This window comes from Paenibacillus sp. FSL H7-0943 (genome assembly GCF_037963265.1).
Classification (GTDB): Bacteria; Bacillota; Bacilli; order Paenibacillales; family Paenibacillaceae; genus Paenibacillus_AQ; species Paenibacillus_AQ odorifer.
On sequence record NZ_CP150148.1, the window covers coordinates 1,311,290 to 1,335,638 of the forward strand.

At 44.9% G+C, this 24,349-nt stretch carries 20 protein-coding genes; 13 read left to right on the plus strand and 7 right to left on the minus strand.

Annotation, left to right across the window (positions count from 1 at the left end):
• Nucleotides 1-654: 654 nt before the first annotated feature.
• The gene (locus tag NSQ55_RS05685) at nt 655-1,626 is read right to left on the minus strand and encodes an S-layer homology domain-containing protein (RefSeq protein WP_076187528.1); all 972 of its coding nucleotides are present in this window, start codon (nt 1,624-1,626) and stop codon (nt 655-657) included.
• Nucleotides 1,627-1,711: 85 nt separating this feature from the next.
• Complete coding sequence (locus NSQ55_RS05690; protein ID WP_248547877.1) at nt 1,712-2,503, minus strand: SDR family NAD(P)-dependent oxidoreductase; 792 nt, start codon at nt 2,501-2,503, stop codon at nt 1,712-1,714.
• A gap of 186 nt (nt 2,504-2,689) precedes the next feature.
• On the opposite strand from NSQ55_RS05690, the gene NSQ55_RS05695 reads away from it, so the two are divergent.
• The 4 genes from NSQ55_RS05695 (at nt 2,690) to NSQ55_RS05710 (ending at nt 6,596) form a co-directional block, all read left to right on the plus strand.
• Nucleotides 2,690-4,669, plus strand: a complete 1,980-nt coding sequence (locus NSQ55_RS05695) for a TetM/TetW/TetO/TetS family tetracycline resistance ribosomal protection protein (RefSeq protein ID WP_076282042.1) — start codon at nt 2,690-2,692, stop codon at nt 4,667-4,669.
• A gap of 61 nt (nt 4,670-4,730) precedes the next feature.
• On the plus strand, nt 4,731-5,219 hold the full coding sequence (locus NSQ55_RS05700; RefSeq protein ID WP_076282041.1) for a hypothetical protein: 489 nt from the start codon (nt 4,731-4,733) through the stop codon (nt 5,217-5,219).
• A gap of 61 nt (nt 5,220-5,280) precedes the next feature.
• Nucleotides 5,281-5,808: a GNAT family N-acetyltransferase gene (locus tag NSQ55_RS05705; protein WP_339171871.1), complete on the plus strand. Its 528-nt coding sequence runs from the start codon at nt 5,281-5,283 to the stop codon at nt 5,806-5,808.
• Between the two features lie 308 nt (nt 5,809-6,116).
• Entirely contained in the window at nt 6,117-6,596 is a 480-nt protein-coding gene (locus tag NSQ55_RS05710) for a hypothetical protein (protein WP_339171874.1), read from the plus strand.
• A gap of 141 nt (nt 6,597-6,737) precedes the next feature.
• On the opposite strand, the gene NSQ55_RS05715 is transcribed toward NSQ55_RS05710, so the two are convergent.
• Nucleotides 6,738-7,301 carry a CGNR zinc finger domain-containing protein gene (locus tag NSQ55_RS05715; RefSeq protein WP_339171876.1) on the minus strand — a complete coding sequence of 188 codons (564 nt, stop codon included), beginning with the start codon at nt 7,299-7,301 and terminating at the stop codon, nt 6,738-6,740.
• Between the two features lie 220 nt (nt 7,302-7,521).
• On the opposite strand from NSQ55_RS05715, the gene NSQ55_RS05720 reads away from it, so the two are divergent.
• From NSQ55_RS05720 to NSQ55_RS05750, 7 genes are all read left to right on the plus strand, one after another.
• Nucleotides 7,522-8,016: a DinB family protein gene (locus NSQ55_RS05720; protein ID WP_339171878.1), complete on the plus strand. Its 495-nt coding sequence runs from the start codon at nt 7,522-7,524 to the stop codon at nt 8,014-8,016.
• Nucleotides 8,017-8,316: 300 nt separating this feature from the next.
• Nucleotides 8,317-10,077, plus strand: coding sequence for a sensor histidine kinase (locus tag NSQ55_RS05725; RefSeq protein WP_038569068.1), 1,761 nt, complete (start codon nt 8,317-8,319; stop codon nt 10,075-10,077).
• Nucleotides 10,074-10,862: a response regulator gene (locus NSQ55_RS05730; RefSeq protein ID WP_038569070.1), complete on the plus strand. Its 789-nt coding sequence runs from the start codon at nt 10,074-10,076 to the stop codon at nt 10,860-10,862. Before NSQ55_RS05725 ends, NSQ55_RS05730 begins: the two co-directional genes overlap by 4 nt.
• A gap of 111 nt (nt 10,863-10,973) precedes the next feature.
• On the plus strand, nt 10,974-12,296 hold the full coding sequence (locus NSQ55_RS05735; RefSeq protein WP_038569072.1) for an extracellular solute-binding protein: 1,323 nt from the start codon (nt 10,974-10,976) through the stop codon (nt 12,294-12,296).
• A 101-nt stretch (nt 12,297-12,397) separates the two neighbouring features.
• On the plus strand, nt 12,398-13,279 hold the full coding sequence (locus NSQ55_RS05740) for a sugar ABC transporter permease (protein WP_036686803.1): 882 nt from the start codon (nt 12,398-12,400) through the stop codon (nt 13,277-13,279).
• 13 nt (nt 13,280-13,292) lie between these two features.
• Nucleotides 13,293-14,183 carry a carbohydrate ABC transporter permease gene (locus NSQ55_RS05745; protein ID WP_076129520.1) on the plus strand — a complete coding sequence of 297 codons (891 nt, stop codon included), beginning with the start codon at nt 13,293-13,295 and terminating at the stop codon, nt 14,181-14,183.
• 121 nt (nt 14,184-14,304) lie between these two features.
• A complete protein-coding gene (locus NSQ55_RS05750; protein WP_036686806.1) occupies nt 14,305-14,499 on the plus strand; it encodes a hypothetical protein in 195 nt (64 codons plus the stop codon).
• A 26-nt stretch (nt 14,500-14,525) separates the two neighbouring features.
• Here NSQ55_RS05750 and NSQ55_RS05755 read toward each other — a convergent pair whose 3' ends face one another.
• The 3 genes from NSQ55_RS05755 to NSQ55_RS05765 form a co-directional block, all read right to left on the minus strand.
• Nucleotides 14,526-15,011 carry a hypothetical protein gene (locus NSQ55_RS05755; protein WP_248547872.1) on the minus strand — a complete coding sequence of 162 codons (486 nt, stop codon included), beginning with the start codon at nt 15,009-15,011 and terminating at the stop codon, nt 14,526-14,528.
• Nucleotides 15,012-15,107: 96 nt separating this feature from the next.
• On the minus strand, nt 15,108-15,239 hold the full coding sequence (cmpA, locus tag NSQ55_RS05760) for a cortex morphogenetic protein CmpA (RefSeq protein ID WP_094903512.1): 132 nt from the start codon (nt 15,237-15,239) through the stop codon (nt 15,108-15,110).
• A gap of 64 nt (nt 15,240-15,303) precedes the next feature.
• Entirely contained in the window at nt 15,304-15,666 is a 363-nt protein-coding gene (locus tag NSQ55_RS05765; RefSeq protein ID WP_036686808.1) for a hypothetical protein, read from the minus strand.
• Nucleotides 15,667-15,786: 120 nt separating this feature from the next.
• Here NSQ55_RS05765 and NSQ55_RS05770 point away from each other — a divergent pair, with 120 nt between their 5' ends.
• Entirely contained in the window at nt 15,787-16,248 is a 462-nt protein-coding gene (locus NSQ55_RS05770) for a SprT family protein (RefSeq protein ID WP_081383508.1), read from the plus strand.
• Here the strand turns inward: NSQ55_RS05770 and NSQ55_RS05775 are convergent.
• A complete protein-coding gene (locus NSQ55_RS05775; protein ID WP_076129517.1) occupies nt 16,238-16,876 on the minus strand; it encodes a pentapeptide repeat-containing protein in 639 nt (212 codons plus the stop codon). The two genes, NSQ55_RS05770 and NSQ55_RS05775, sit on opposite strands and share 11 nt — an antisense overlap.
• 203 nt (nt 16,877-17,079) lie before the next feature.
• Here NSQ55_RS05775 and NSQ55_RS05780 point away from each other — a divergent pair, with 203 nt between their 5' ends.
• Entirely contained in the window at nt 17,080-23,943 is a 6,864-nt protein-coding gene (locus NSQ55_RS05780; RefSeq protein WP_339171892.1) for an S-layer homology domain-containing protein, read from the plus strand.
• Nucleotides 23,944-24,349: the final 406 nt, after the last annotated feature.

Genomic DNA, 24,349 nt, shown 5'->3' on the forward strand with positions numbered 1-24,349 from the left:
CTGCGAATAAGGTCATCTGGGTCCGATAGCAGCTGCGTCCGTGCAAATATGATCTAATCTCGCGAAGTTTGATGTTCATCCCCGTCAAGTAGCTTTATGCACACAAAAATGATCTAATCGCTCGTAGTTTGATAATCATTACTGCCAAGTAATCAGCATTCCTGAGCCTGAGTTAGTTTGCGGACACAGCGACGTTATTTGTAAATTTATTGCGATTGGAGCACAGTTCGGGTCCAGTGCAGCTATTCGTTAGAAATAGGCCCATATTGGATACTTTTTAAGACAATAGCAAATATGTAGTCCGATAGCGGCTGCATCCGTTACCTTATCATTCGGAGTTTGGAGTTGGGATAAAGGGGAAGGAACAACAAACAACAAATAAGGGATGCTTCAGCAGCCATATGATGGCTTTTGAGGCATCCCTTATTTGCTTATAAAAATGAACTTAGATACCTGAGGAAAGGGAAGATAGGCGAAGGGGAACTTTAGAACTGTAAGAGCGATAATGCCCTCCTATAGCTTTCCATAGGAAAGCCATCTTCGTAAGCATAAGCGTCTCCGTATCTCAGCCGTCATAAACGGTAGCTGGAAGTCCAAATATTCACCGCGGCTGCGACTGACCCTTAACTCTAAAACCCTCAAGTTCAATTTATATTATTGTGCCGCGCTAGACGAATAAGAGGCGGAGCCAGTTACAGGTTGAGCGATAGCTTTGTATCCATCTGGCAGATAAGTGGCAACAGATGCTTTTGTGATCACCTGCGCGTACATTTTCCCTGGTTCAGGAGCAGTCACGTTAAAGTAAATCACAGCTGTATTGTCTTTACCAAATTCGATTCGCTCAATCACCAGCCCATACCCGGGGTTAGGTAGATTATTAACGGTAAGGGTGGCTTTATTTACGCCTTCACCCGCTTTGGTCAACGTAACCTCTGTTTCGTAGGTTGGAGTAGTGGGACTGCCATTAGATACAATTACACGTTTAGCAAAAGCGGCTGCATCATAGATCAGAGCGGCTGCTTCAGAGCGGGTAATAGCATCATTCGGCCGGAAACTACCGTTCTTATCGAGTGTGGCAATATGTGTATTCAGCAGGATCTGGAGACTATTTATAACCTCTGTAGAGAGTTTATCGCCATCCTTAATGTCTACATACATCAGCGTAACAGGGAAGTTACCTTTACTTTGCAACGCTTGCGTCAATAAGTGCGCGAACTGAGCACGGGTGATAGTTCCATTAGGATCCACTGTCCGGTCGAGTGAAAGGCCATTTTGCTTGGCAGTCAGGAAAGCCGAAGCATACCAGGCCTTGTCGTTCACTTTATCAAAATAATCACTGGCTTTGGAAGAACTACTACCTGCCGCTGGTTGCGGAGTCAGATTCAGACCCCCAACGATGAATTGTATCCCTTGCGCAAAGCTTACTTTAGATTTAGGAGCAAACTTATCTTTGTCTACTCCGTTTATAATCCCCTCTTTATGCAAAGAGTTGATTTTTGCTTCCGCAGGATCACCTTTCAAATCTGAAAAAGCAAAAGCGGATGCCCCAAAAGACACACTCGCTGCCAAAATGCCGCAGGCTATAGTCATTTTTTTAGCGTTATTTATGAATAATGGTTTTTTCATTTGCGTCACCTCCATACTCTTAGATGGTAGATTAGACCAAAATGTTGCATAGAATTTAAAATATTATAACGGTTCAAGTAAAATATTATCCACGCAGTAGCGATTCGGCACCATCTACATAAATTTCAGTTCCCGTCACATGAAAAGATTCATCCGATGCGAGAAATAATACCAGATTGGCAACCTGCTCAGGCTTACCCGGTGCATTTTCCAGCGGATGATTACCTTCCGGAAATTCCACAGGAATCTTCACTTCTTGAAGATCATCGCTTTTATACGTATTATCTCCAATTTGTGTATCGATTGATCCAGGACAGATGGCATTTACACGGATGCCGTATTGCGCCAGCTCTAGTGCAGCCATTTTCATAAAAGCAACTTGTCCTGCCTTGGAAGATGAGTAAGCGGAAGCGCCAATGTTCGAGAATACTCGGTTGCCGTTAATGGAGCTGGTGATAATGATGCTGCCGCCATTTTCTTTCATATGGGGGATGGCATATTTTACTGTGGCAAAGGTGCTGCGTAGGTTGGTATTCAGTGTCTGGTCCCAATCTTCGATTTCTAGTGTTTCGATGGGAGACCAAGTACCATTAATGCCAGCATTGGCAAAAACAATATCAATCTTCTCGGCCGCCTCCCTAACCTTACGAATACTTTCTTCGACCAGACCTGGATTGGAGACATCGCATTCAATTACTGTTGCTGTACCGCCAATAGATTCAATCTCACGTTTAGTTTTATAGGAATCCTCGGGAGTGCGGTCAAGCATATATACCTTAGCTCCCTGTTGGGCAAACCGTATCGCTGTAGCTTTTCCAATACCGGAACCAGCACCTGTAACGACTGCAACTTTATCCTGTAAACGTTTATCTGTCATGATGAATTTCCTCCTCGGCGTTAGATTTCTTATTTAGTAATTACATACCCGGCATAGCTGAATCTAACCATTTGAACTGGAGGGTGGAACAACGTGGATGGATATATTACTATGGAACATAAGGATGTAAATAATATAAATTCAGATAAATTTAGATAAATCTAGCTCATGATAGGGGAACTATAGATGATTCAGCAGCAGGGAGCAGAACGGATTAATGTGGGGATATTTGCCCATGTGGACGCCGGGAAGACAACAACAACGGAGCATATTTTGTATGAAAGCGGTCGCATTCGAGCGCTTGGCAGCGTAGATACGGGGACGGCATTGACGGATTCTATGGATGTGGAGCGGCAGCGGGGGATATCCGTACGGGCGGCATTGGCTTCTTTTGCTTGGAAAGGTGTGCAGATTAATCTGGTCGATACCCCGGGGCACGTCGATTTTCTGTCCGAAGTTGAGCGGTCTTTGCGGGTGATGGATTGTGCGGTGCTTGTTCTTTCAGCCGTGGAGGGTGTGCAGGCCCAAAGCGAGATGATCTGGAACGCGCTGCGCAAGCTGGGAATCCCCACACTTATTTTTGTGAACAAAATGGATCGTGTAGGTGCTGACCCTGAAGCTGTGCTGGCAGAGGCGCGAAATTATTTGTCTAGTGATATTATTCCAGTTCAGCAACCCATCGGCAAAGAGAAGGAGTACATAGGAGCAAGAGATTTATGGGAGAATGAAGCTGATGCTAACAAGCGAACAGAATTATTAGAGGCTTTAGCTGAACGGGACGAAGAGCTGTTGGAGAAGTATATGTCAGGTAGTCCGATTGATTTGGCTGAATGGAAAAAATATATGAAAACAGCCGCCTCATCAGGTCGCTTTTTTCCGATGGTTTATGGCGTCGCCGCCAAGGGGCTTGGGATTACTGCCTTGCTGGATGCGATGGTTGAGTATTTTCCGCGCGCTGGTGGGAATGTGGAGGGTCCGGTGTCAGGCATCGTATACAATATTCAACGTGATAAAAGTATGGGACGGATGGCGTTTGTCCGCCTGTATGAAGGGACGATCCGTAACCGCGATACGCTGATGAATTATACGCAGGATATTCAGGGAAAAGTGACCCAGATCCGCAAGGTCGAAGGTGGTCGGACCGAGGATGTCGGAGCGCTTGAAGCGGGAGATATTGCTGTTATCTATGGTCTTTCCGGGGTGCGCATCGGAGATGTGCTCGGCCATCCGGGGGCCATTCCGGAGGAGGCGAAGCTGGCTGTACCTCTGCTAACGGTGCGTGTATTCTGGGAACCAGATATGGATGACCATAAGGTTATCGGGGCGCTGCAGGAGCTGGCGGATGAAGATCCGCTTTTGGATGCGCAGTGGCTGCAGGATGAGCGGGAGCTACATATCAAAGTAATGGGACCGATTCAGCTGGAGATTCTGAACAGTGTTCTGGAGGAGCGATATGCGCTGAAGGTTACTTTCGGTCAGCCTTCTGTCATTTATAAAGAAACGCCAGCCCGTGCAGGGGAAGGTTTTATCGCCTATACGATGCCGAAACCGTGCTGGGCGATTCTACGCTTTCAGATTGAGCCTGGACCTCCGGGCAGTGGTTTAGTCTATGATTCGATAGTGCGGAGTTCCGATCTGCTGCCGCAATACCAGAGCGAAACCGCACGCCGTGTACCGGAAGCCCTACAACAGGGCTTGCACGGCTGGGAGGTTACCGACCTTAAAGTGACCTTGACCGAGGGACAGCATCATGTATGGCATACCCATCCGCTGGATTTTGCTGTGGCGACTCCGATGGGAATTATGGACGGACTCGCTCGGGTAGGCACTAAGCTTCTGGAGCCGATTCTGCAGGTTCGCATCGTGGTTCCTGAGGAGAATGGCGGCCGGGTGATGAACGACCTCGTGCAGATGCGCGGCACGTTCGAGCCTCCCGTGCTGCAAGGCGAACGGATGATTATCGAAGGACGTCTGCCGCTGGCAACGTCACTCGATTATCCTGTCAGCTTAAGCTCCTACACGAAGGGGCGCAGCACGTTTACTTCTTTTTTTGCCGGCTATGAAGAATGTCCACCAGACGTATCTGCTGAGCGCACCCGCCGGGGCGTGAACCCACTTGATCAGGCGAAATATATATTAAGCGTGCGAAAGGCACTGCAAGGGTAAATTGAGGTAGAAGGACTATTGAGACTAATAGGCAGGGTGAAGACAAAGGAGCGTGTCAGCGATGTTAGTACTAAGATATACTCAGAAATTATTAAAAGATATGAAAGTAGCTCCAGTAGAAGTAGAAGACATCTCCTCCTTTTTTAGTTGGCATGTGAATATTATGCAGCTCAGAAAAAAACATATTTTATTTGTACATGATGCAAGCCGGTTATGTATATTATTGGATGGAATAAGAAGCGGTCAAGCTGATAAATTGGTTGAAAAGTTCAAAATAGAACTTAAGGAGTATTTATTGCAGGAGGGTTTTAAGAAGCAGCTCATAAATCAGTATTTATTAGAGGCCGGAGAAATCACTATATCCCGTACAAATAATAAAAGTGTACTTGGAACAATGAATGAAATAACACTATACAATTCGGTAGCTCAAAGTGATTTCAGCAGCTTGCTTGAGAGGAATAAGTGGTTGAACACTATTATATATAAACCTATTGATTATAAAGAGCCCATTAATGTCTTTAGAGAATCCTTAAATAGTTACTATTCATAAGCAAGTACTGTCAATCTTGGACTAGCTGAAGCTTTTATCGGAAATCTGAGGGGGAAATAAATTGAAGATTAGAGAAGCAACAGCTAGTGATATAGACGGGATCGCTGTTGTCCACGCTGCGAGTTGGAAAACCACGTACAGAGGGCTAATTTCGGACGAGTTTCTCGATAAAATCACCGTGGAAGCAAGAAGAAAGCTCTGGATTCGGAATTTTGAAAACCCCAATAAAGACGAGGTTATGTATGTGGCTGAAGATGGGGCTGGGACGATTATTGGTTTTGCAAATGGAGGAGCGCGAAGAGGGTCAGATCTCTCTGATCTCTATGATGCGGAGCTATATGCACTCTATTTGCTTAAGGAACAGCAAGGAAGGGGTCTTGGAAGGCAACTCATAAGAAGCGTAGCACAGAATTTATTGGAGAAAAATTATAGCTCGTTCATGACTTGGGTGGTAACAGGAAATCCCGCGATTCATTTCTACCACAAAGTGGGTGGGCAATCTGTTGCGACAAAAGAAGTGAAGATTGGGAATGAGATTGCTGAAGAGATCATGATCGGGTGGAGGGATATTGGGGTTGTTGGGGATTAAGAGCCAAGGAGAGCGATGTGCAGAAGCTTTTAACTGTATTTTGTACAACTATAATCCTGCAAATAACCCGCCAAAGGATATAACTGTATTTCGTACATCTATTTTTGTGATTTATTACTCTATGGGCACATTTTATAGTTTTTAAGTGTACAGAATACAATTAAAGTCCTGATGATCCCCTTTGGATGCGGAATAAGTGTATGAAATGCAGTTATTTTACGAGTTCATAAAGCTCCGTGCACAAAACTATCTAGAGAAGGCCAGGTTTTTTTCGCTAAAAAATAGGATGAGTTAAAGGTTGTGAGAAAGTGAGTGATAAACAAGCACGGCTATTACGTATGGAGCAACTGAAAAAAAGAGTGAAAATAGAAAACCCACTAGGTTCTCTTTACAGTGAGTGTATCGAAGCTTTAGGTCCCAACACAAGAATATATAGTTTAGAAAAGTCGTCCGAGATTGTATCTATGATGGAGAGTATAGTTAATTTCACACAGTGGGCGCGGATTGACTGGGAATCTATTGATCAAAAGAAATCCTTTAACACGCCGGAAGAATTGAAAGACATAGAATCTATTTTATTGCGTGATAACTATTTTATTGTGTGGAATGAGATCAATCTTCCGGTAGTGGAAACTAATTTAAATAATATTATAAATAACTTCAATGATGTTATTGCTGTTGGATTTGATACATGGATTATAAATATGGATAAAGGAATTATCATTGAAAGCTATCACGAGGGGGATCTGACAGTGGGTTGGATCACGCCTCCCTCACTACCAGCTTAACCATAGGCTCTAATGGATGCATAGAGAGTGAAAAATGTACGTAATTCACACTGCGCTAATAACCTCAAGTTTATTCTTCCTACACGGAACAAGCTTACATTAAGTATAAGAGTTTTAATATAAACTATTAGCCTATAGACTCTATTCCCCCTCAGACTCAGCCTTCTTCCGCGCCCGGAAGCGCCGCACCTTCATAAGGTTGCCACAAGCTTTGTCATCGCAGTACCGCTTGGAGCGGTTGCGTGTATCATCATAATAGACCCAGAGGCAATCGGGATTCTCGCAGATGCGGAATCTTGTGGGTTCTTTTTCAAGCAATGCTACGGCAAAAGACGCCGCAATCTCCGCCATCACCTGTTCCCAACCGCTATGGATTGGCAACAGCTTTATTTCCGCTTGCTCGTCGCTTTTCCATACAATTCGCCGTGTAACAGGACCCTTGTCCAAATAGATATTGAGCTGTTCAAGCATTTCTCCATACACCGAGTTTCCTTGCACAATAGCCTGTACCCAGTTCCATAGTAGTGAGCGAAGCTTTTTAAGCTGCGCCATTTCTATCGTGTTCGGCATCTGTGTTTCTAAAAGAGAATACTCCTTCAGCCATTTAAAAACCCATTCTTCTTCATCGAGCCTGTCCCGATCTTTATTCTTATCTCCTGTTCGCCAATCCCGCCAGTAGCTGTTAATGAAATCCTCCCACAACACGGTCTGTTCATCCTTTCCGATTCAACGCTCATTACAAATCATTGTAACAGTTAAAAATAAGTTTAGCTAGTTACTTGAATACAATCTGGAAATATGCTACATTTCTTTTGTAACCACTATATTATGGTTTAAGTAGTTACATATTAGTTCGCTTTGAAGTAGTTCTTTTTGAAGCTACACCATGAAGTTTATGTTTACACAAATTTTTAGGAGGTTGAACATGCAAAATAAAATCAGTGAGGTCTTGCTCCAAAATTGGGATTATTGCATGGATATCGAGGATTGGGCTCCGCCGCTTAGCGATGCGCTGGAAGGTGTGGATAGCAAACAGGCTCTCTGGAAGCCAGAGGGTGGGGCGGCCAATTCTATCTGGGAAACGGTTAACCATCTAACTTATTATAAGGTGCGTTTGCTGCGAAAGCTAAAAGGGTTGCCCAAACAACCCGATGCTGAAAGCAACGATGATACCCTTACTGTAACAGCTGAAGGAGAAGAAGCATGGGCGAAAGCCGTTGCAGACCTGAAGGACGTGCATGCTGCTCTTAGAGAAATCATTGAAGCGTTGGAAGAAGGCGCGTATGATTGGGGCGGTTCGGGTCATGCGCCAGGAGAAGAGGTAATGAGCCTTATCCTACACGATTCTTACCATACTGGACAAATTATTATGCTGCGTAAATTGCAGGGTTCATGGGTGTCCAACCGTAGTTTTAATTAGAACCTCCACATTTAAAAATACAAGCCGTACACTGCTATTCCGGTATACCCGGGTCAGCGGAGGTACGGCTTTTTTTGTGCAACTCTGGTAGGCACGAGTATATATTCTATATTGTTTTTTTTGGTTGATTTGGATAAATTAAAACGCGATATGGATATGGGCTCAGAAACTAATCACTGATATCATATAATCCAAAGGCTGAATTAACAAATAACTAGAGCTGCAGATGATTCCTGAAGATTTAAGGGTCATCTTTTTTGATGAGGAATCAAGTTTATCAGGCGGAAGGGAGTGTAAAGATTGACGAGGTTTGGACAGTTAAACACATTGCGTAATCAAATTTTCCTGGGTTTTATGTTTGTCATGGTGATCGTACTAGCCACGGTTGGTTTTTTTATGTACGGGCAAGTTTCGGTTCTATTACGCAATAGTGCGGAGAAGCACATTGAACAGACTGCAGTTCAGGCAACGGGCAAATTGGATGTACTGATCCGGCAGATTAATACGTTGACGGCGCAAGTGGCAACCAACGCCTCCATTCAGAGATTGCTCGCTCAAGAGGCCGAAGGAAAGCCGATCAGCTTCGCCGAACGTCAAACCATCCAGCAGGAAGTACGTAAATATGAGGCGTATGCGACAGGGATTCGTTCCATTGAGCTGTATGCAGGTGATTATCAGAAATTACTTTCGGTTGATGACGCCAGCCTGAACAATCGAGTATCCGAAGAATGGATCAGCCGGGTGGACGAGGGCAAAGGACGTCTCGTATGGTTTGGACTTGACCCGCGGAATTCGGATATCGTCATTGCGATTCGTAATATTAGGCTGATTGATCATTCATTCACGAAAGCTGGCTATATTATGGTTCAAATTGAGAAAAGTTACTTCCAGCTTACGGATGAGGTGGACAGCTCACAGGCGGAAACGCGTGAATTAATGAGATTATTTGATGAAGCGGGACGGCAAATTTCTTCCGATTTTTCCGTAAATGTCAATGCAAATAAGATACTGGATCATGGAGGAGAAAAGGTTGAGGTTGGCGGAGAAGACTACATTGTAATTCAGAAGCAGTCCAAGGCAACAGGTTGGAGGCTAGTAATCCTTACTCCAGTTGACTATACGACAGAGGGGATATCTGTCCTTCGTACAGCGATCATCGTATCTGGTGTTGTTGGCAGTTTATTGTTTCTCATCTTTACTTTTATTTTATCCACGATGATTACACGGCCCATACTGAATTTGATTAAAGTGATGCGTGGTTCGCGATTTGGAACCTTGAAACCGATTTCAGTCACTTCTACCACTATGGAGATCAATGAGCTCAATAATACTTACAACCAGATGGTTCACTCTCTGAATGAACTAATTGAAGTCGTCTATCAGAAGGAGATCGTCCAGAGTCGCACAGAATTAAAGGCACTTCAGGCTCAAATCAATCCGCATTTCTTATTTAATACATTAGAAGCATTCTACTGGGCCCTCGATGAAAAAGGTGAGGAGGAATTAGCCCAAATTGTGGTTGATATGTCGGGGCTTTTTCGTTATGTCATCAATCGAACTGATGATGATGAATGGGTGACTATCGGCGATGAGCTCGACCATGCCGAAAGATATTTGAAGATTATGGAGATGCGTATGCTCGACAGGTTATCCTGGCGGATTGAGTCAGATGAAGCTTGCCGAAGTGTCCCGCTACCGAAGCTGTTAATCCAGCCTCTTGTCGAAAATGCGATTCTTCATGGCGTAGAGCAAAGGGTTGGACCGGGGACAGTCATGCTAATTGTCAGACCTTCAAGTCGTCCGGGATATACATTGGTTACGGTAACTGACGATGGTCCAGGGATGGATGCAGCAAAGATATCGTCTATCTATCACACCATGGAGAAGGGGAGCATGAGGTCTTCCAAAGGGACTGGGATTGGTATTGCTAATATAGAGCGGAGACTGAAACTCAGTTACGTAGACAATACGGACGGGCTTGAAATACGAAGTGAAGAAGGTTATGGAACTAGCATCTCTTTTGAAATACCGAATGAACCTGGAGAGGGGAAAAACACGTGAAAACTATACTCATCGTAGATGATGAACCGAGAACAAGAGAAGGGGTTCGTAAAACATTAGAAGCCTGGTCATCCGGTCAATATCGCATCGAAACCGCAGCAAGCGGTGTTGAGGCACTGGCATGGCTGCAAAATAACGAAGTTAATCTACTTATTACCGATGTGCGCATGCCTGAGATTGGAGGGCTAGAATTAGTTGAAAAGCTGAACGAAATGCCTCATCCTCCAGTGGTTATTGTGATCTCCGGCCATCCTGAATTTGACTATGCACAGAAAGCCTTGCAGTTTGGTGTAGTTGAATATTTACTGAAGCCACTCGACAAAACGAAGCTGGTCCGAGCAGTGGAATTAGCATTGAAACGCAAGGATGATATTTATCGAATCGAACGAATGGAGAAGCTGATCGATCCCAAGCTTATGGAAACGGTACAGCAGGAGAAAGTGTATAGCACTCAAGTGCGTGAGGCACTCCAATACTTAGACGAACATCTTCACGAATCGATATCCATGCGTGATATAGCGGATCAATTACACATGAATGCCAGCTATTTCAGCGTCCTTTTCAAAGAGCAGACGGGACTGACTTACAGTGAATATGTAACGAGAAGGAGAGTACAACGAGCCAAAGAACTACTGGTGAGCACACGGTTGTCTATTGCTGAAATCGCGGAACAAGTAGGCTATCAAACAGCCAAATATTTTGTGAAGGTATTTCGTGCACTCGAAAATGTTAGTCCAGGGCAATACCGGCAGAACGTCATGACCACGGAGGAAAGAATCCAATAATAGTGGTATTAGTCCCAATCCTTATGACCTTACGACATCATGGGATCCAAGCTACAATCTAGTTAAGCGGTTACAAGGCCGCTAGACAACAATAGAAAAGGGGTTGTAAGCGTGCGCAATAAAAAATGGACAATATTGTTCTTAACGATGTGCCTCGTTCTTGTCACAGCTGGTTGTGGTCAAAAAGATAACAATGCAGGTGAATCTAAAGGTAGTGCAAATGGGGGAAGCGACAAAGTCACCGTTAACTTCATGCATTTATGGCCAGAAGGTGTTTCTGCCGGACAAAATAAAATTGTTAATCAAATCATTAAAGAATATCAAACAGAGCATCCCAATGTTGTAATCAAGCAAGAGGTTCTGGACAACGAGCAATACAAAAATAAGTTGAAGGTATTATCTGCTTCTAACGAATTGCCAGACGTTGGGGTAACTTGGGCCGCTGGCTTTTTGCAGCCTTACGTTGAAGGAAATCTGTTCGCACCTGTAGATGACTTGTTGAATGGTGAATTAAAAGACAAGTTCGTCGCAGGAACTACAGAGGCTTATGCTATTAACGATAAAACGTATGCGCTTCCACTTGAGTTTAACATCGCACCTATCTACTACAATAAAGCTATTTTTGAAAAGTATAATCTTGAGGTTCCACAAACCTACGATCAGTTTAAGCAAGTTGTAAAAACACTATCTGATGGGGGCATTGCACCGATTGCTCTCGGCAATAAGGATCGCTGGACAGGATCGCTTTGGTATATGTATCTGGCTGATCGGATCGCAGGCCAACAGGCACTTGCAGGTGCGATCAGTGGATCAGGCTCATTTATGGATGAAGGATTAGTAAAGGCGGCATCAGAGGTCCAATCACTTGTAGACAGCAATGCATTTGTTAAGGGATTCAACGGTTTATCAAATGAAGAGGCAAAATCAGAGTTCGTAAATGGCAAGGCGGCAATGTACATGATGGGATCATGGGATCTGCCAAACTTCACAACGAATGAAGAAATTCCACTGGAATTCCGTAATAGTGTTGGTTTCTTCAAATTCCCGACAGTGGAAGGCGGGAAGGGAGACATTAACAGCTGGGTAGGTGGACCAGGTGTAGGATTATTTGTTGCTGAGAATTCTGAGGTAAAAGAAGAAGCAAAATTATTCGTCGAGTATTTCGTATCCAAATGGGGAGAGCAATCCGTAACTGGAGCAGGCGTTATTCCAGCTACGAAGGTGGACACCGCCACACTGGATCTACCACAGCTCTACATCGATTTGTTTAACGAAATGAACAAAGCTAGCAGCATCACTTTATTCGCAGATGTTCAAATGCGTGCCAATGCAGCAGAAACGCATCTGAATATGATCCAGGCTCTTTTTGGCAAAGCGGTGACGCCAGAGAAGTATTCCGAGGAGCATGACGCGGCCATCTCCAAAGGCAACTAAAGCTTCGACAACTAGGCGAAGGGGACAATTAGCTTATCCGGCAGCGTGATGCCGGATAAGCCTTTCCTCAAACGGTTTATGAAGGAAAGGAGTCGGACACTTTGGATAAAGTGATGTCTAACAAAAAAATAATCGCGTTATATGTATTTCCCGCCTTGCTTCTCATTCTGGCTATTGTATATATTCCGATTGTTCTAACGGGTTATTATGGACTGAATAAATGGAATGGCATAGGTGCTCTGACTTTTATCGGATTTGATAACTATAAAGCTTTGCTAACAGACCAAACCTTCTGGAATAGTGCTTGGCATTCTCTGCAGTTAGCGTTGTTTTCTACCCTAAGTCTCATTATTTATTTGGCAATTGCTATGGTATTAGCCGCCCGGATCAAGGGAGCTAACTTGTTTCGCAAAATATATCTGATTCCGATGCTGCTATCGTCCGTTGCGATTGCGCAGCTTTGGCTAAGAATTTATCATCCGACGAACGGAATTGTGAACAGCTTATTAGTATCCATTGGTTTTGCTAATCCTCCTGCATGGCTTGCAGAGCCTACATTAGTTTTGTTTGCTTTATTTATTCCCATTCTGTGGCAATATGCTGGTTTCTATATTCTGATCTATTACGCAGCACTCAAGAATATCCCGACCTCTCTGGAAGAGGCAGCAAAGATTGACGGAGCCTCTGCCTTACAAATCGCTTGGAAAATAAAGCTTCCACTCGCAATGGAAGTCATTAAAGTTACGATTGTTCTGGCCGTTGTAGGTTCTCTGAAGTATTTTGACTTAATCTTTGTTATGACGGATGGAGGTCCTAATGGCTCTAGTGAAGTGATGGCGTCTTATATGTATCATCAGGCTTTTCGGGCTTATGATTTTGGCTACGGGAGCGCAATTGGTTTCTTCCTGCTCGTCATCTGTCTCGTCATTACTTGGGTCATTCGCAAATTAACTGCTACGAAAGATTCGATCCAATACTCATAAGGAGGGGCGCTTCATGATGTCTGGAACTGCAGGAAGGCTAGAAATCGGGCCAAAGCCAGGCGGCGCAGGTGCGGAGATCACACGTAAATTAGGCTACTCATTGCTATATATCGTGTTGATTGCCGTTGCTGTTCTGCAATTGTTTCCGCTTGTATGGCTGCTGTTTTTCTCATTAAAAAATAATCAGGAAGTGTTCAACCTTCCTGCTCTATCGTTGCCGATGAATCCTCATTGGGAGAATTACGCGAAGGTCTGGAATGTAGGGAACATCAACGTGTATTTCTTCAATAGCGTATGGATTACCATCGTGGCTACGGTGTTAACGGTTATCTTCGGGAGCTTGGTTACGTATGCAGTTACCAGGATGAAATGGAAGGGAAGCTCGTTCGTACTGGGATTGTTTATGGTAGCGATGATGATTCCTGTTCACTCCACGCTTATTCCGTTATTTAGTATATTCAATAAGATTGGCTTAACGGATCACCCTTTGTCACTTATTTTGTCTTATGTCGCTTTTAACATGCCGATAACGATTATGATTTTGCTGGGTTTCTATTACGCACTGCCACGCGAAGTGGAAGAGGCTGCAGTAATTGATGGTTGTTCCGTGAACAGAATGTTTTTTAGAATTATACTTCCTATGACAAGCTCGGTGATCGCGACTACAGCCATTATTAATATGATCTATAACTGGAACGAATTTATTTTTGTAAACACATTTATTAGTTCTGATTCTTACAAGACGCTGACCGTGGGGGTGCAAAACTTCATTGGTCAATATACGACGGATTGGGGTGCGATCGGGGCAACGCTTATGATCAGTATTTTGCCTATCCTGATTACATTCCTGTTCCTCAGTAACCGTATCGTTGAGGGAATTGCGGCGGGTTCGGTTAAAGGGTAAGTAGAAAGAAGACCTGAATTTCTCAGCTCGAAAAGCTGAAGAGAATTCCGGTCTTTTTTTTAATCCAATCTAGAATTTTGATTCAATCTTGAAAGCCTCGGGTTAATGGAGGCTATCAAAGATGAACATTCGAAAGGAGAGATTGCTGATGGAACCGGGCTATAAGGATAGAAGTGTTGAAGTGGAGCATAGGGAGGTACAACGGAAATCGGATTCCAGCGTTGTCGCATCTACCTTTATTAAATATGCTGCTTACATTATTATATTTTTTGGTTTTCTGTTCTTTTTGGTTAAATATGTATTTCCTAAGTTTTAATAAGGATTGATTCTTAAGGCGGAGTCTTATTGTTTCTCTGCGATGATCTTTTTTATTACTGCTATAGTTTCTGGTGCAGCATTCTCCAGCATAAACTCAATTGCAGCGAACTGCCGCATAACGTATCTGTGCTCAAGCTTTTCTAAAGGGTTGAAAAAGCCTTCTGGATAATCGATAATCTTCAGATCCCGCTCCGTGACCTGTCCTATGTATTCAAAGGCGTATTCGAATGTACCTTCCGAAATATATAAATCGACGATTTCTTCAATTCGCTTGCGATCAATATGATCCACGACAGTTAGATAATTAGGTGCACTCCAGTAGGCCCCATTTAGACAAGCACCACTTTGGATGTAGTCTTGTCGGATCGCTTCGATGTTCTTGAAGGTGTAGAAATCCGATGCCCAGCGGGAGCGGTCAGGGAATGTGACTATGACATAGAGATTATAATTATCCTCTTCCTCAGTCTCACTTTCCGGAGACAGCTGTATATGTCTTGTTCTACTGATCATGATTATAAGTCCCCTTTCTTAACAAAAGCGGATACCGTCTTTTTAAAAGACGATATCCGCTGCTTTAAATATGACCTAGATCTTAATCATCCGAGGCTATAACTTCATCTCATTACTCGATTCCGCAGAATTACGATAAAAGAACCAGCACTCATTCAGCAGCTTGATCTGACGGCGGTCTTTTTTGTAATAAGCTTTCATTAGCTGATGGCAGAGCCACTGTGGCAAGCGAATCCCTCCTCTAACAACTTACGTAAGTTAGAATATGGAGAAATAAGCCTAAAGGTGCGGATTACAGTAGGCTTTCTGCTTCCTCTTCGTACCACTGCTCCAATTGAGCCTGTAGTGCTCGTATCTCAGTAAGCAGGGAGATCAGTGGGTAGTTCTTCTGCTCTTGAACAGAGGCGAAGGCTTGTTCCAATCTATTGATATAATCCAGACCGGACTCCAGGGAGTAATCCTCACGTAACAGATCCAGCGAATCGCACTCGGCGATGGCTAAGGGCAGATCCGGAACATTATCGGCTGTCAGCTTGTCGATTTCTTTGTTCAGGCGTAAATTGAGCGCACTTAGTTGGTACGCATATTCCTCAGGCATTTCCACGAATTGTAATTCTTGATTTTGCTGCAAAATTACATACCGCATTTTCGGCATTGTTCATTCTCCCTCCGTACTTGTCTTCCTTCTTGACAGTTTAGCCTATGCACAAGTTACAATTCAAGTAGAGATCTTATTTCCCGTGGAAAGGACTTGTGATAGAACGCTATGGAAACTATGAGCAACGAAGAGCTACAGCTGTGGATTGAGCAGGTATCACGGGACAGCTTTGGCGTGCCGTTTAGGCATAAGGCCAGCTTTAACAGCCGGTTGTCCTCAACGGGTGGCCGATATTTTACCAAAAGCCATAATATAGAGATTAATCCCCATCAGCTTGCCATGTTTGGCAGAGAAGAGACGGAGCGGATTATAAAGCATGAGCTCTGCCATTATCATTTGCATTTGGCTAAGCGAGGGTATATGCATCGTGACGCTGATTTCAAAAGCCTGCTGGCGCAAGTCGGCGGAAGCCGCTACTGTCAGACACTGCCGGGTGCAAAAGCTCGGAAGCCGCTGCCCTATCGATATAAGCTTGTATGCAGTGCCTGTGCCATGGAGTATCCGCGTAAGCGAAAAGTAGACCCTAAGCGTTATCGCTGCGGTAAATGTTCGGGCAAGTTGAAGTTATTTATTTTATAACCAAACCTAATAATCCGACAAAAGAAACAGCTTGCTGAGGCGAAATGATGCATCCTTCTAAATCTTTGATATCCACGATCAAGCCACTGAACTCGCAGTCACTAAGGTCGATCCCATTAAGCTTTGATCCTGACAATGTGGCTTGATCCATATTACACTCGCTGAAGCTGATTTTTTGGAAATTTGACTGATAGTAGTCGGAACTCATTAATGAGCTGTTCTCAAAAGAAACCTGCTTCAGATTAGCGAATCGAAACGTAGCAAAATCCCCGATACAATCTACTACACGAACATTCTGGAATCTGCCTCTTGTAAAGTCTGTGCCAATGAGCTTGCAGTTTCTAAATTCAGTTCGATGAATAATGCCATTCGTAAAATCCACATTAGATAGATCACAGCGATCAAATATCACGTCCATAAGCTCGATCCCAGTTAGGGAGCACTCCGTAATCGTTACATTTTTAAAAATCACGCGATCAAAGCTGACCTTATTAGCCTCTTGATTATCAATAACCGTATCGCTGATGCTGCAACAGCTGAATTCGTCCTTGGTTTGCAGCGAATATATTTGCTCAGGAAGAAGAGAGTCTGGATCTGCTATTTTTGGCGAATCAATTTTGAAATTCATATGTACCTCCGTTTGTTTACTCCTTGCGGGTAGCTAAAACTAACTATCATCGCGTTAAACCGATTTGTCAATCTTCATGAAGGTTGTAGGGATTGGATATCCGTACAAATACACCTTTTTCTGGATAAAATCGCACATCGTTTTGTAAACGTTCCCAAACTAATATGAAAAGGAAGTCCATATTAATTAGAGGGGGCACATGTATGAAACGAATCAGGTCCGCAATGGCGGGTCTGCTCGCGCTGCTGCTGATTTTTTCAAGCTTGCCTGTAATGGGAACCGGTAGTGGTTCCGTGGGAGCAGAAGGGGTTGGAGGAACAGGCGCTGAGCAAATTCCATCAGGTACGGTACTCATCAAGAATAAGTGGAAAAACAACTTTTTATATGAGACATCCGCAGGAATCGTGCGTTATGGCATGACCAATCCAGCCGATGCTTCAGCGCATTGGACGGTTGAGACGGTGAACGGGCTGTCACGAATCAAGAATGTGAAGACAGGCCATTACATTACAATGGCTGGTAACAACGGCAAAGAGGATTCACTTAAGGCGGCAGAACGCCAAGGTTCAGGAAGTGTTGCGGATCAGTGGCTAATCGATACTTCCAATCGCAATGGATACATGATCATCCGAAGTGCGACTGTGCCAGAGGGGAAATTGGTTATCCACGAGGAGAATCAGCTTGGTTATGCGCAAGTAAGCTCGGATATCAATGTTACGTTTGAGAGTCCGCAGTGGGCTTTTATAGATCCAAATGCAGCACCTGTACGGCTAGAGAGTCGTCTCCGCCCCGGTCAGGTAATGTATGAAAGTGAAGGGAATGTTCTTTACGGTAAACAGCCTGTCAGCAATGAAGCGGCCCAGTGGTATCTTGAATCAGGGACGGATGACGGAACAGTAATGATTCGCAACCGTGCGACAGGTCATTATATTAAGCAAAATGAAGTGACCTGGGCTGGGGTTTTTTCGCAGGAAGTCGATATGGATCATGTGAAGCTAAGTGAATGGGTCCAAGAGCATGCACCAGGCCCTGATGGGACGGGCTTCATTACCCTTCGTAACAGTGCTTTAACTGAAGAGGGGAGTCCATTATGGCTAAATCCACAATTCAGCGATGACAATAATGTGCGATCTAACAGCTGGCCGGGCTCAGCCTCTAATCCAAGCGCGCAGTGGAGAATCGTGCCTATTTCCGAATTACAGCCTGTACGTCTGGCAACTTATACGGATGCACAAGTGGCTACAGATTTCTTATATGAATCCGCAAACGGCGAGCTTAAGCATGGAATTATTACACCAGATGCCGCTAACACCTCTGACTATCTATGGTATATAGAAGATTATGACGGCAATAAGCGTATTCGTAATGGGGCAACCGATCATTATGTTTCTTATAGTGAAGGTACTGCAAAGGCCTTGCAGATTAGCGGAAGTCAGCCGTCGGATCAATGGATTTTTAATGATTCCGATGATTATGATGATTACCAGACGCTTCAGAATCTCGAAAGCACAGGCATTTATTTGTCTACATTGGGTGGAGAACATGCGGGTGCGATTGGGGATGCGACTTCTTTGAGCGCTCAGTGGCAGCTTTTAGATCCTAACACACCGACTGACGGCACAGTGCCCTATTACCGGATTCAGAATGGCTGGAAGTCATTTTATTGGTATGAGAGTGTTGATGGTCTTTTAAAATATGGAAATATGCAGAAGGACGGCTCCGATCAGTGGCTCGTGGAGAAATATAACGGCCGCAAGCTGTTCAAAAACAAGAAAACAGGCCATTACATGAACACGATGAATATGCCAAATGGCCATCTTCAGGTCACAGAGCTTCCAGACAGAAATCATGTGGAACGAGAATACATCTGGACAGGCAAAAATGTTGGGAACAACACCTACGTAATCAGTAGCGTTCTCGACAAGGAACCTAATAAAATCCCAGAGAAGTATATTTCACTTCAAAACCTCACTAAATATGCTGAGTACGGAGTGATCAATCCAGGTTGGGGCAGTCCGCAGTGGAGATTTGTTCCGGTCACCGAGAAAAAACAAGATTTGTTCCGTTTTCAGCTAGATGCTGTAAATGGAGAAGATCAATATCTTAAGGATGGTCCTTTGCTGACTTCTTCAGCCGCACTAGAGGAATTGCCAGAATCCAAGACGGTTACTGAAGCTGTCTATGCTGACCTGGAATCTGCACACTCTAACGAAAATCTTGCACCTCTAGCTGCTGAGAACGAGGATGTAACAGTAGGCCAGGCTACTTATGGTCCACTTGATTTGAATGACGATTCCTTTGTCTGGCAGCTGCAAGAAATAACCGGCAGCAATGGATCGGTGAAGATAAAAAATAAAGGCACTGGACGCTATCTCTCCCTTGAGCATATAGGTGGGGCTGTAGATGAGATTGATCCTAAAGTTAGCGTTCAGACTTTGCAAACAGTGTACGATGTATGGGCCAGCATTAAGTGGAAGGTTGATATGCAGGCGTCCGGTGTGACTACCATTATGAGCTCATGGGCTGGTCACTATATCTATGGTGCGCCGGATGATAACGGCAACCCAATTCTCCGAATCAGTAAAGCTGCAGATACAGCGGAAAAAAGCAGTGCACATTTTACTGCTGAAGCGGTTGAAGCGATTGCTCCGCCATTGCCTGATTACCCTGTAAGATTCAAGAATGCAAGCAGTGGAGAGTATTTATACGAAAATGAGCATGGGGTTGTTCTGTACGGGCAGCCGTCAGCAGACAATGGATTTTCGCACTGGAATGTATCTGTGCAGGAGGGTAAACAGACGATCACCAACCGGGCAACAGGTCATTTTTTAACGCTGAATGGTGATTATTCATATTTGGAGAGCAGTAGTACAGATCCTGCTGTAGACGGAGCATCCGCCTGGGAAGTAAGCTTGGCTTCCGATTATACACATTACACCATTCGTAGTCTCTTTGGAGAATACGACGATGAATTAATAAACATTGCCAATAAGACAGGATATGCTGAACGTGCGCTTTTGCTAGAAAGTGAGGGTACGGCACTATGGACACTTGAGGCGGCTCCACAGGAGTTTACTACTCCATCTGGAGAACTGCGCAATAACAATACAACAACTCCAGTTCAAAATGATACCAACATCATAACCATTGTACCGAAAGGCATGGCTGGTAAAGTATTGGCCGAAAAAGAGGGGGCTGTCCTATATGCAGATGCTTCCGATGTGGCGGCTCAATCCCAGTGGCTGGTGCAGGAGATAAACGGACGCAAACGAATTATGAATGTTCAGACACAACATTATCTTTCACTCAATGAATCGGGCCAAGTGGTCTTGTTAGCTGCTGGAGATACAGAAAGATCCCAATGGAAGCTGGAAGAGAAGTTAGGTTATGCTGTTCTGCTAAGTGCGAATGGAACAGGTCTTCTTTCTCACAGCGCATCGGCTGTTCAGCTTGGTTCTGCTGCAAATGGAACTGATAGTGAGCTCTGGAGCTTCTTACCTATCCCTGCTGATGCAATTTATGCAGGAGGAGAAGCATTCAAAGGGGAACGTGTTATACGGTTTGCAGTCAACGCCCAGCAGGCTGGGGAATACGATGCTGTTATTCGATACAAAAATACCGCTGCTGCCGCAACGGATCTGGCACTAGAGGTGAATGGATTAAACGAAGGGGGCAAGGTTAGTCTTGGCAAGTCTGCCTCTTGGAAGACTGTAGCGGTAAAACTGCAGCTTCGTGCAGGCATCAACACGGTTTCTCTAAGCAGTGACAACGTGGATTGGAGTAAAGTAACCCTTGATAGCCTGACCGTAAAAAACAGCGTAAACAAAACATACCGTGGAGCAACGGTTCCATATATCAGCTATGAAGCTGAGGATGCGGCAACAAACGGAACGTTGATTGGTTCGTCGCGGAAATATCTCAGCATGGCTTCCGAGGCTTCTGGACGACAAGCGGTGGCCTTAAAGAATACGGGAGATTATCTAGAGTTCAAGCTTGCAGAATCAGCTAACTCCATCGTTCTTCGATATTCTATTCCTGATAGTCCAGATGGGGCTGGTGCGGAAGAAACCTTGACTCTATATGTGGATGGAGTTAAGAAGCAGCTTAAGCTGACATCCAAATATGCTTGGGAATATGGCAGCTACCCATGGTCAAATGACCCTCGCCAAGGCAGTGGACACCGCTTCTTTGACGAAATCCATGCTCTGATCGGCGATGCTCCTGCCGGAGCAACTATTCGCTTAGAGAAGGGAACAGGAGACAACGCAGCTTCTTACGTCATTGACCTGGTGGATATGGAGCAGGTTGCCCCTGAGTTGGCTCGCCCGGACGGATTTATTTCCGTAACGGATTTTGGAGCGGGAGCGAATGATGAGGGAGATGATACCGCAGCCTTCAAGGCAGCCCTTGCCGAAGCGAATGCGACAGGTAAAGGTGTGTGGTTCCCGGCGGGTACCTTTAATGTCGGTGAGGGTCTGCTGGATCTGGATACCGCTGAAATACGTGGTTCCGGCATGTGGTATACAGTTCTGAATGGAGCTAAGTTTTATGGTCACGGCGGTAAGGTTGGTGTTTACGATCTGATGATTGAAGGCGGCATTAACGAACGGGATGATGAAGCGATCACCAACGCTTTCCATGGTGCTTTTGGCCAAGGTTCGATTATACAGAACGTTTGGATAGAACATACCAAAGCAGGCTTGTGGTTAACTCAGCCGATGGGTGAAAAGGCGCGTACGAATGGTCTGTACATGGCAGGTCTGCGGATCCGCAATCTTATGGCAGACGGAATTAACTTTGCCGTAGGGACTGGCAACAGCATGATGGAACAAAGTGACATCCGCTATCCAGGGGATGATGGAATCGCAATGTGGTCGTTTACTGACGGCAAGTTGACGGATGTGAATGGTACGGAACGTACACCGAGCTATAACAACACGGCACGTTTTAATACGGTATCCTTGCCTTGGTTAGCGGATAACATTGTAATCTTTGGGGGGAAAGATAACAAAGTCCAGGACAACGTGGTAAAAGACACTGTGACTAATGGAGCCGGGATTGCAGTCTCTACCCGTTTCACCGCCGAGCCCTTCCAAGGAACAACGGTTGTGGAGCGAAATACCTTGCTTAGAACTGGCAGTTACGATTCCGGTTACGGCGTGAATCTGGGTGCGTTATGGCTTTATGCTGGTGAGAGTGATCTGAAAGGAAAAGTACTCATTCGCAACAATACGGCACTGGACAGCACTTATTCGGGGTTGATTGCTCAAGGTGATCTAGAGGGAGATACTCTCACTTCCATTGATGGAGTTGTGCTGACGAATAATGTATTGGATGGCGCAGGTACAAGCGGTATAGAAGTTACGAAAAATCTGAAAGGGAGTCTGTTGGTCGACAACATGATTATTCGTGGTGAACGGATGAACCTACTGACCAATGCCTCTCCTGACTTAAGCATTAAAGAACAAAATCAAGGAATAGCCTCAGCCATTAAACCGTTCTCTATCAAACTAGCAGATGGACAGAGCGGGCCTGTGATATTAGAGCAGGGTAAGTCAGCTACGCTTAAGGTACTAGATAAAGAAGGCAGAGATCTTACCGCACAAGCTACTCTAAATATTATGAGCAGTGAGATTGCTACATTTACCAACGACAGTCTTAATGGAATTCAAGCGGGAATCACAGACTTCACGGTAACTGTGGGCAACGAGAAGAGGGGATATACAATTGAGGTGCTATCACCTGGCGGGACAGATCCTGTAGACCCGATCGATCCTGTGGACCCAACAAGTACTCCTAGTCCGACGAGTACTCCTAGTCCAACGAATACTCCAGAACCAACAAGTACTCCTGGTCCAACAGACCCTACAGGGTCAGTGAACCCTATTCAAACCGGCACACCGACCGCTACACCAGCACCTACGCCAGCAGCTAATCATGATGCGCTGCTAAAAGCTAAGGCGACTGCTGGGCAAGCTGTTATCGAGATATCAGCTAACGGTGACGGCACAGCCCGGTTTAGTGCAGATGCTTTACGTAAGGCGGCGGCACTTAGCCCGAAAGCTGTGCTTGTTATTGAAAGTGGAGGGATGAGCTACCGCTTCCCGTTAGAGCTTGTGGAGAGTGTGCTCAAAGCCGCACAAATGTCGACAGGCACACTGGAGTTCAATGTAAATTCGCTAAGCGGAAAAGGATTGGAACAACTGCTTGCCAAAGCTAAGCAGCAAGGCTTTACTGTGCAAGGAACACCGGCTAATTTCACTCTAAAGGTAACGGATGGAAAAACCTCTGTAGCAGCAAGCGGGTTCGGCACCACTTATGTAGATCGTACATTTATGCTTAAGGAGGCGCTGGATGCGAAGACAGGTGTAGTCCTTATTTACGATGAACAGACGGGTTCCTTCCGTTATGTACCTGCATTGTTTGAGCCCGTTAATGGGATGACCAAGGTTACTGTTAAGAGCAGTATTGCGAGCGGTGTATTTGTCGCTGCGCTGCACCCTGTGACTTTTGGGGATATTGCTACACATTGGGCGAGAAACGAGATTGAGGGACTTGCTAGCCGACTGATCTTGACCGGACAATCCACAGATACCTTTGCACCGCAGAAATCTGTCAGTCGTGCTGAGTTCGCAGCTATACTGATTCGATCGTTGGGTCTTGTAGCTGCGAACACGACGAAGACCTTCAGTGATGTGTCCGATTTATCTTGGTATGCAGCGGACGCCAGAGCTGCTGCAGCCTTAGGACTGGTTCAAGGCTATGAGGATGGAACCTTCCGTCCGAACGCCCCTATTACACGGGAGCAAATGGCTGTTATGGCAGCCAGAGCAATGAAGCTGCTGAATCTAAAAGCTGAAGGATCTAGAGCAATCGTTGCTACAGATGTTTTCACAGACGCTTCAACTATTTCCTCATGGGCTAAAGAAGCAGTGTCTGACCTGGTTGCAAAAGGCATTATGAAAGGTCAACCATCAGGCAGCTTTGCACCTAGCAGTGATACTAGCCGTGCAGAAGCCGCCGTAATTCTTGTACGGTTGCTTAGATCAGCTGAATTATTGAATTAGCTACCGTAGTAGAAGCTACAATATGGCATAAGTAAAAGGACAGCAGAGCAGCGATCCTCCGGTTATTGGAGGATGGCTGCTCTGCGTTTTTGACGATGGCTGGCCTGCTATAAAAGCTTATGAGCAAGCGAAAGCTCATTGACTTTGAGTAACCCATTCACTTGCATAAACACCTGCACCAACATCGCAGAGCTATCATTGGCTGAGGCTTACGGACCCCAATGACGCTATTGGCAAGTTTTTAGCCTTTTGGGCAGGGTTTCGGACTCAAGTGACGCTATTCGTTCGAAAGAGGCTCATATTTGGTGTTTTTCGTGCCAATAGAGGCAATGGGGTCCGATAGTATGCCAAATATGCGATTATGCTGAGTATAAGGTCAACTGGGTCCGATAGTAGCTTCATATCC

Bases quoted from the DNA above. Each gene is read 5' to 3' on its own strand.
- NSQ55_RS05775 (WP_076129517.1), bottom strand. From the start codon at position 16,876: ATGAATTTCAAAATTGATTCGCCAAAAATAGCAGATCCAGACTCTCTT.
- NSQ55_RS05755 (WP_248547872.1), bottom strand. From the start codon at position 15,011: ATGATCAGTAGAACAAGACATATACAGCTGTCTCCGGAAAGTGAGACT.
- NSQ55_RS05700 (WP_076282041.1), top strand. From the start codon at position 4,731: ATGTTAGTACTAAGATATACTCAGAAATTATTAAAAGATATGAAAGTA.
- NSQ55_RS05765 (WP_036686808.1), bottom strand. From the start codon at position 15,666: ATGCCGAAAATGCGGTATGTAATTTTGCAGCAAAATCAAGAATTACAA.
- NSQ55_RS05770 (WP_081383508.1), top strand. From the start codon at position 15,787: ATGAGCAACGAAGAGCTACAGCTGTGGATTGAGCAGGTATCACGGGAC.
- NSQ55_RS05685 (WP_076187528.1), bottom strand. From the start codon at position 1,626: ATGAAAAAACCATTATTCATAAATAACGCTAAAAAAATGACTATAGCC.
- NSQ55_RS05720 (WP_339171878.1), top strand. From the start codon at position 7,522: ATGCAAAATAAAATCAGTGAGGTCTTGCTCCAAAATTGGGATTATTGC.
- NSQ55_RS05695 (WP_076282042.1), top strand. From the start codon at position 2,690: ATGATTCAGCAGCAGGGAGCAGAACGGATTAATGTGGGGATATTTGCC.
- NSQ55_RS05750 (WP_036686806.1), top strand. From the start codon at position 14,305: ATGAACATTCGAAAGGAGAGATTGCTGATGGAACCGGGCTATAAGGAT.
- NSQ55_RS05780 (WP_339171892.1), top strand. From the start codon at position 17,080: ATGAAACGAATCAGGTCCGCAATGGCGGGTCTGCTCGCGCTGCTGCTG.
- NSQ55_RS05745 (WP_076129520.1), top strand. From the start codon at position 13,293: ATGATGTCTGGAACTGCAGGAAGGCTAGAAATCGGGCCAAAGCCAGGC.
- NSQ55_RS05690 (WP_248547877.1), bottom strand. From the start codon at position 2,503: ATGACAGATAAACGTTTACAGGATAAAGTTGCAGTCGTTACAGGTGCT.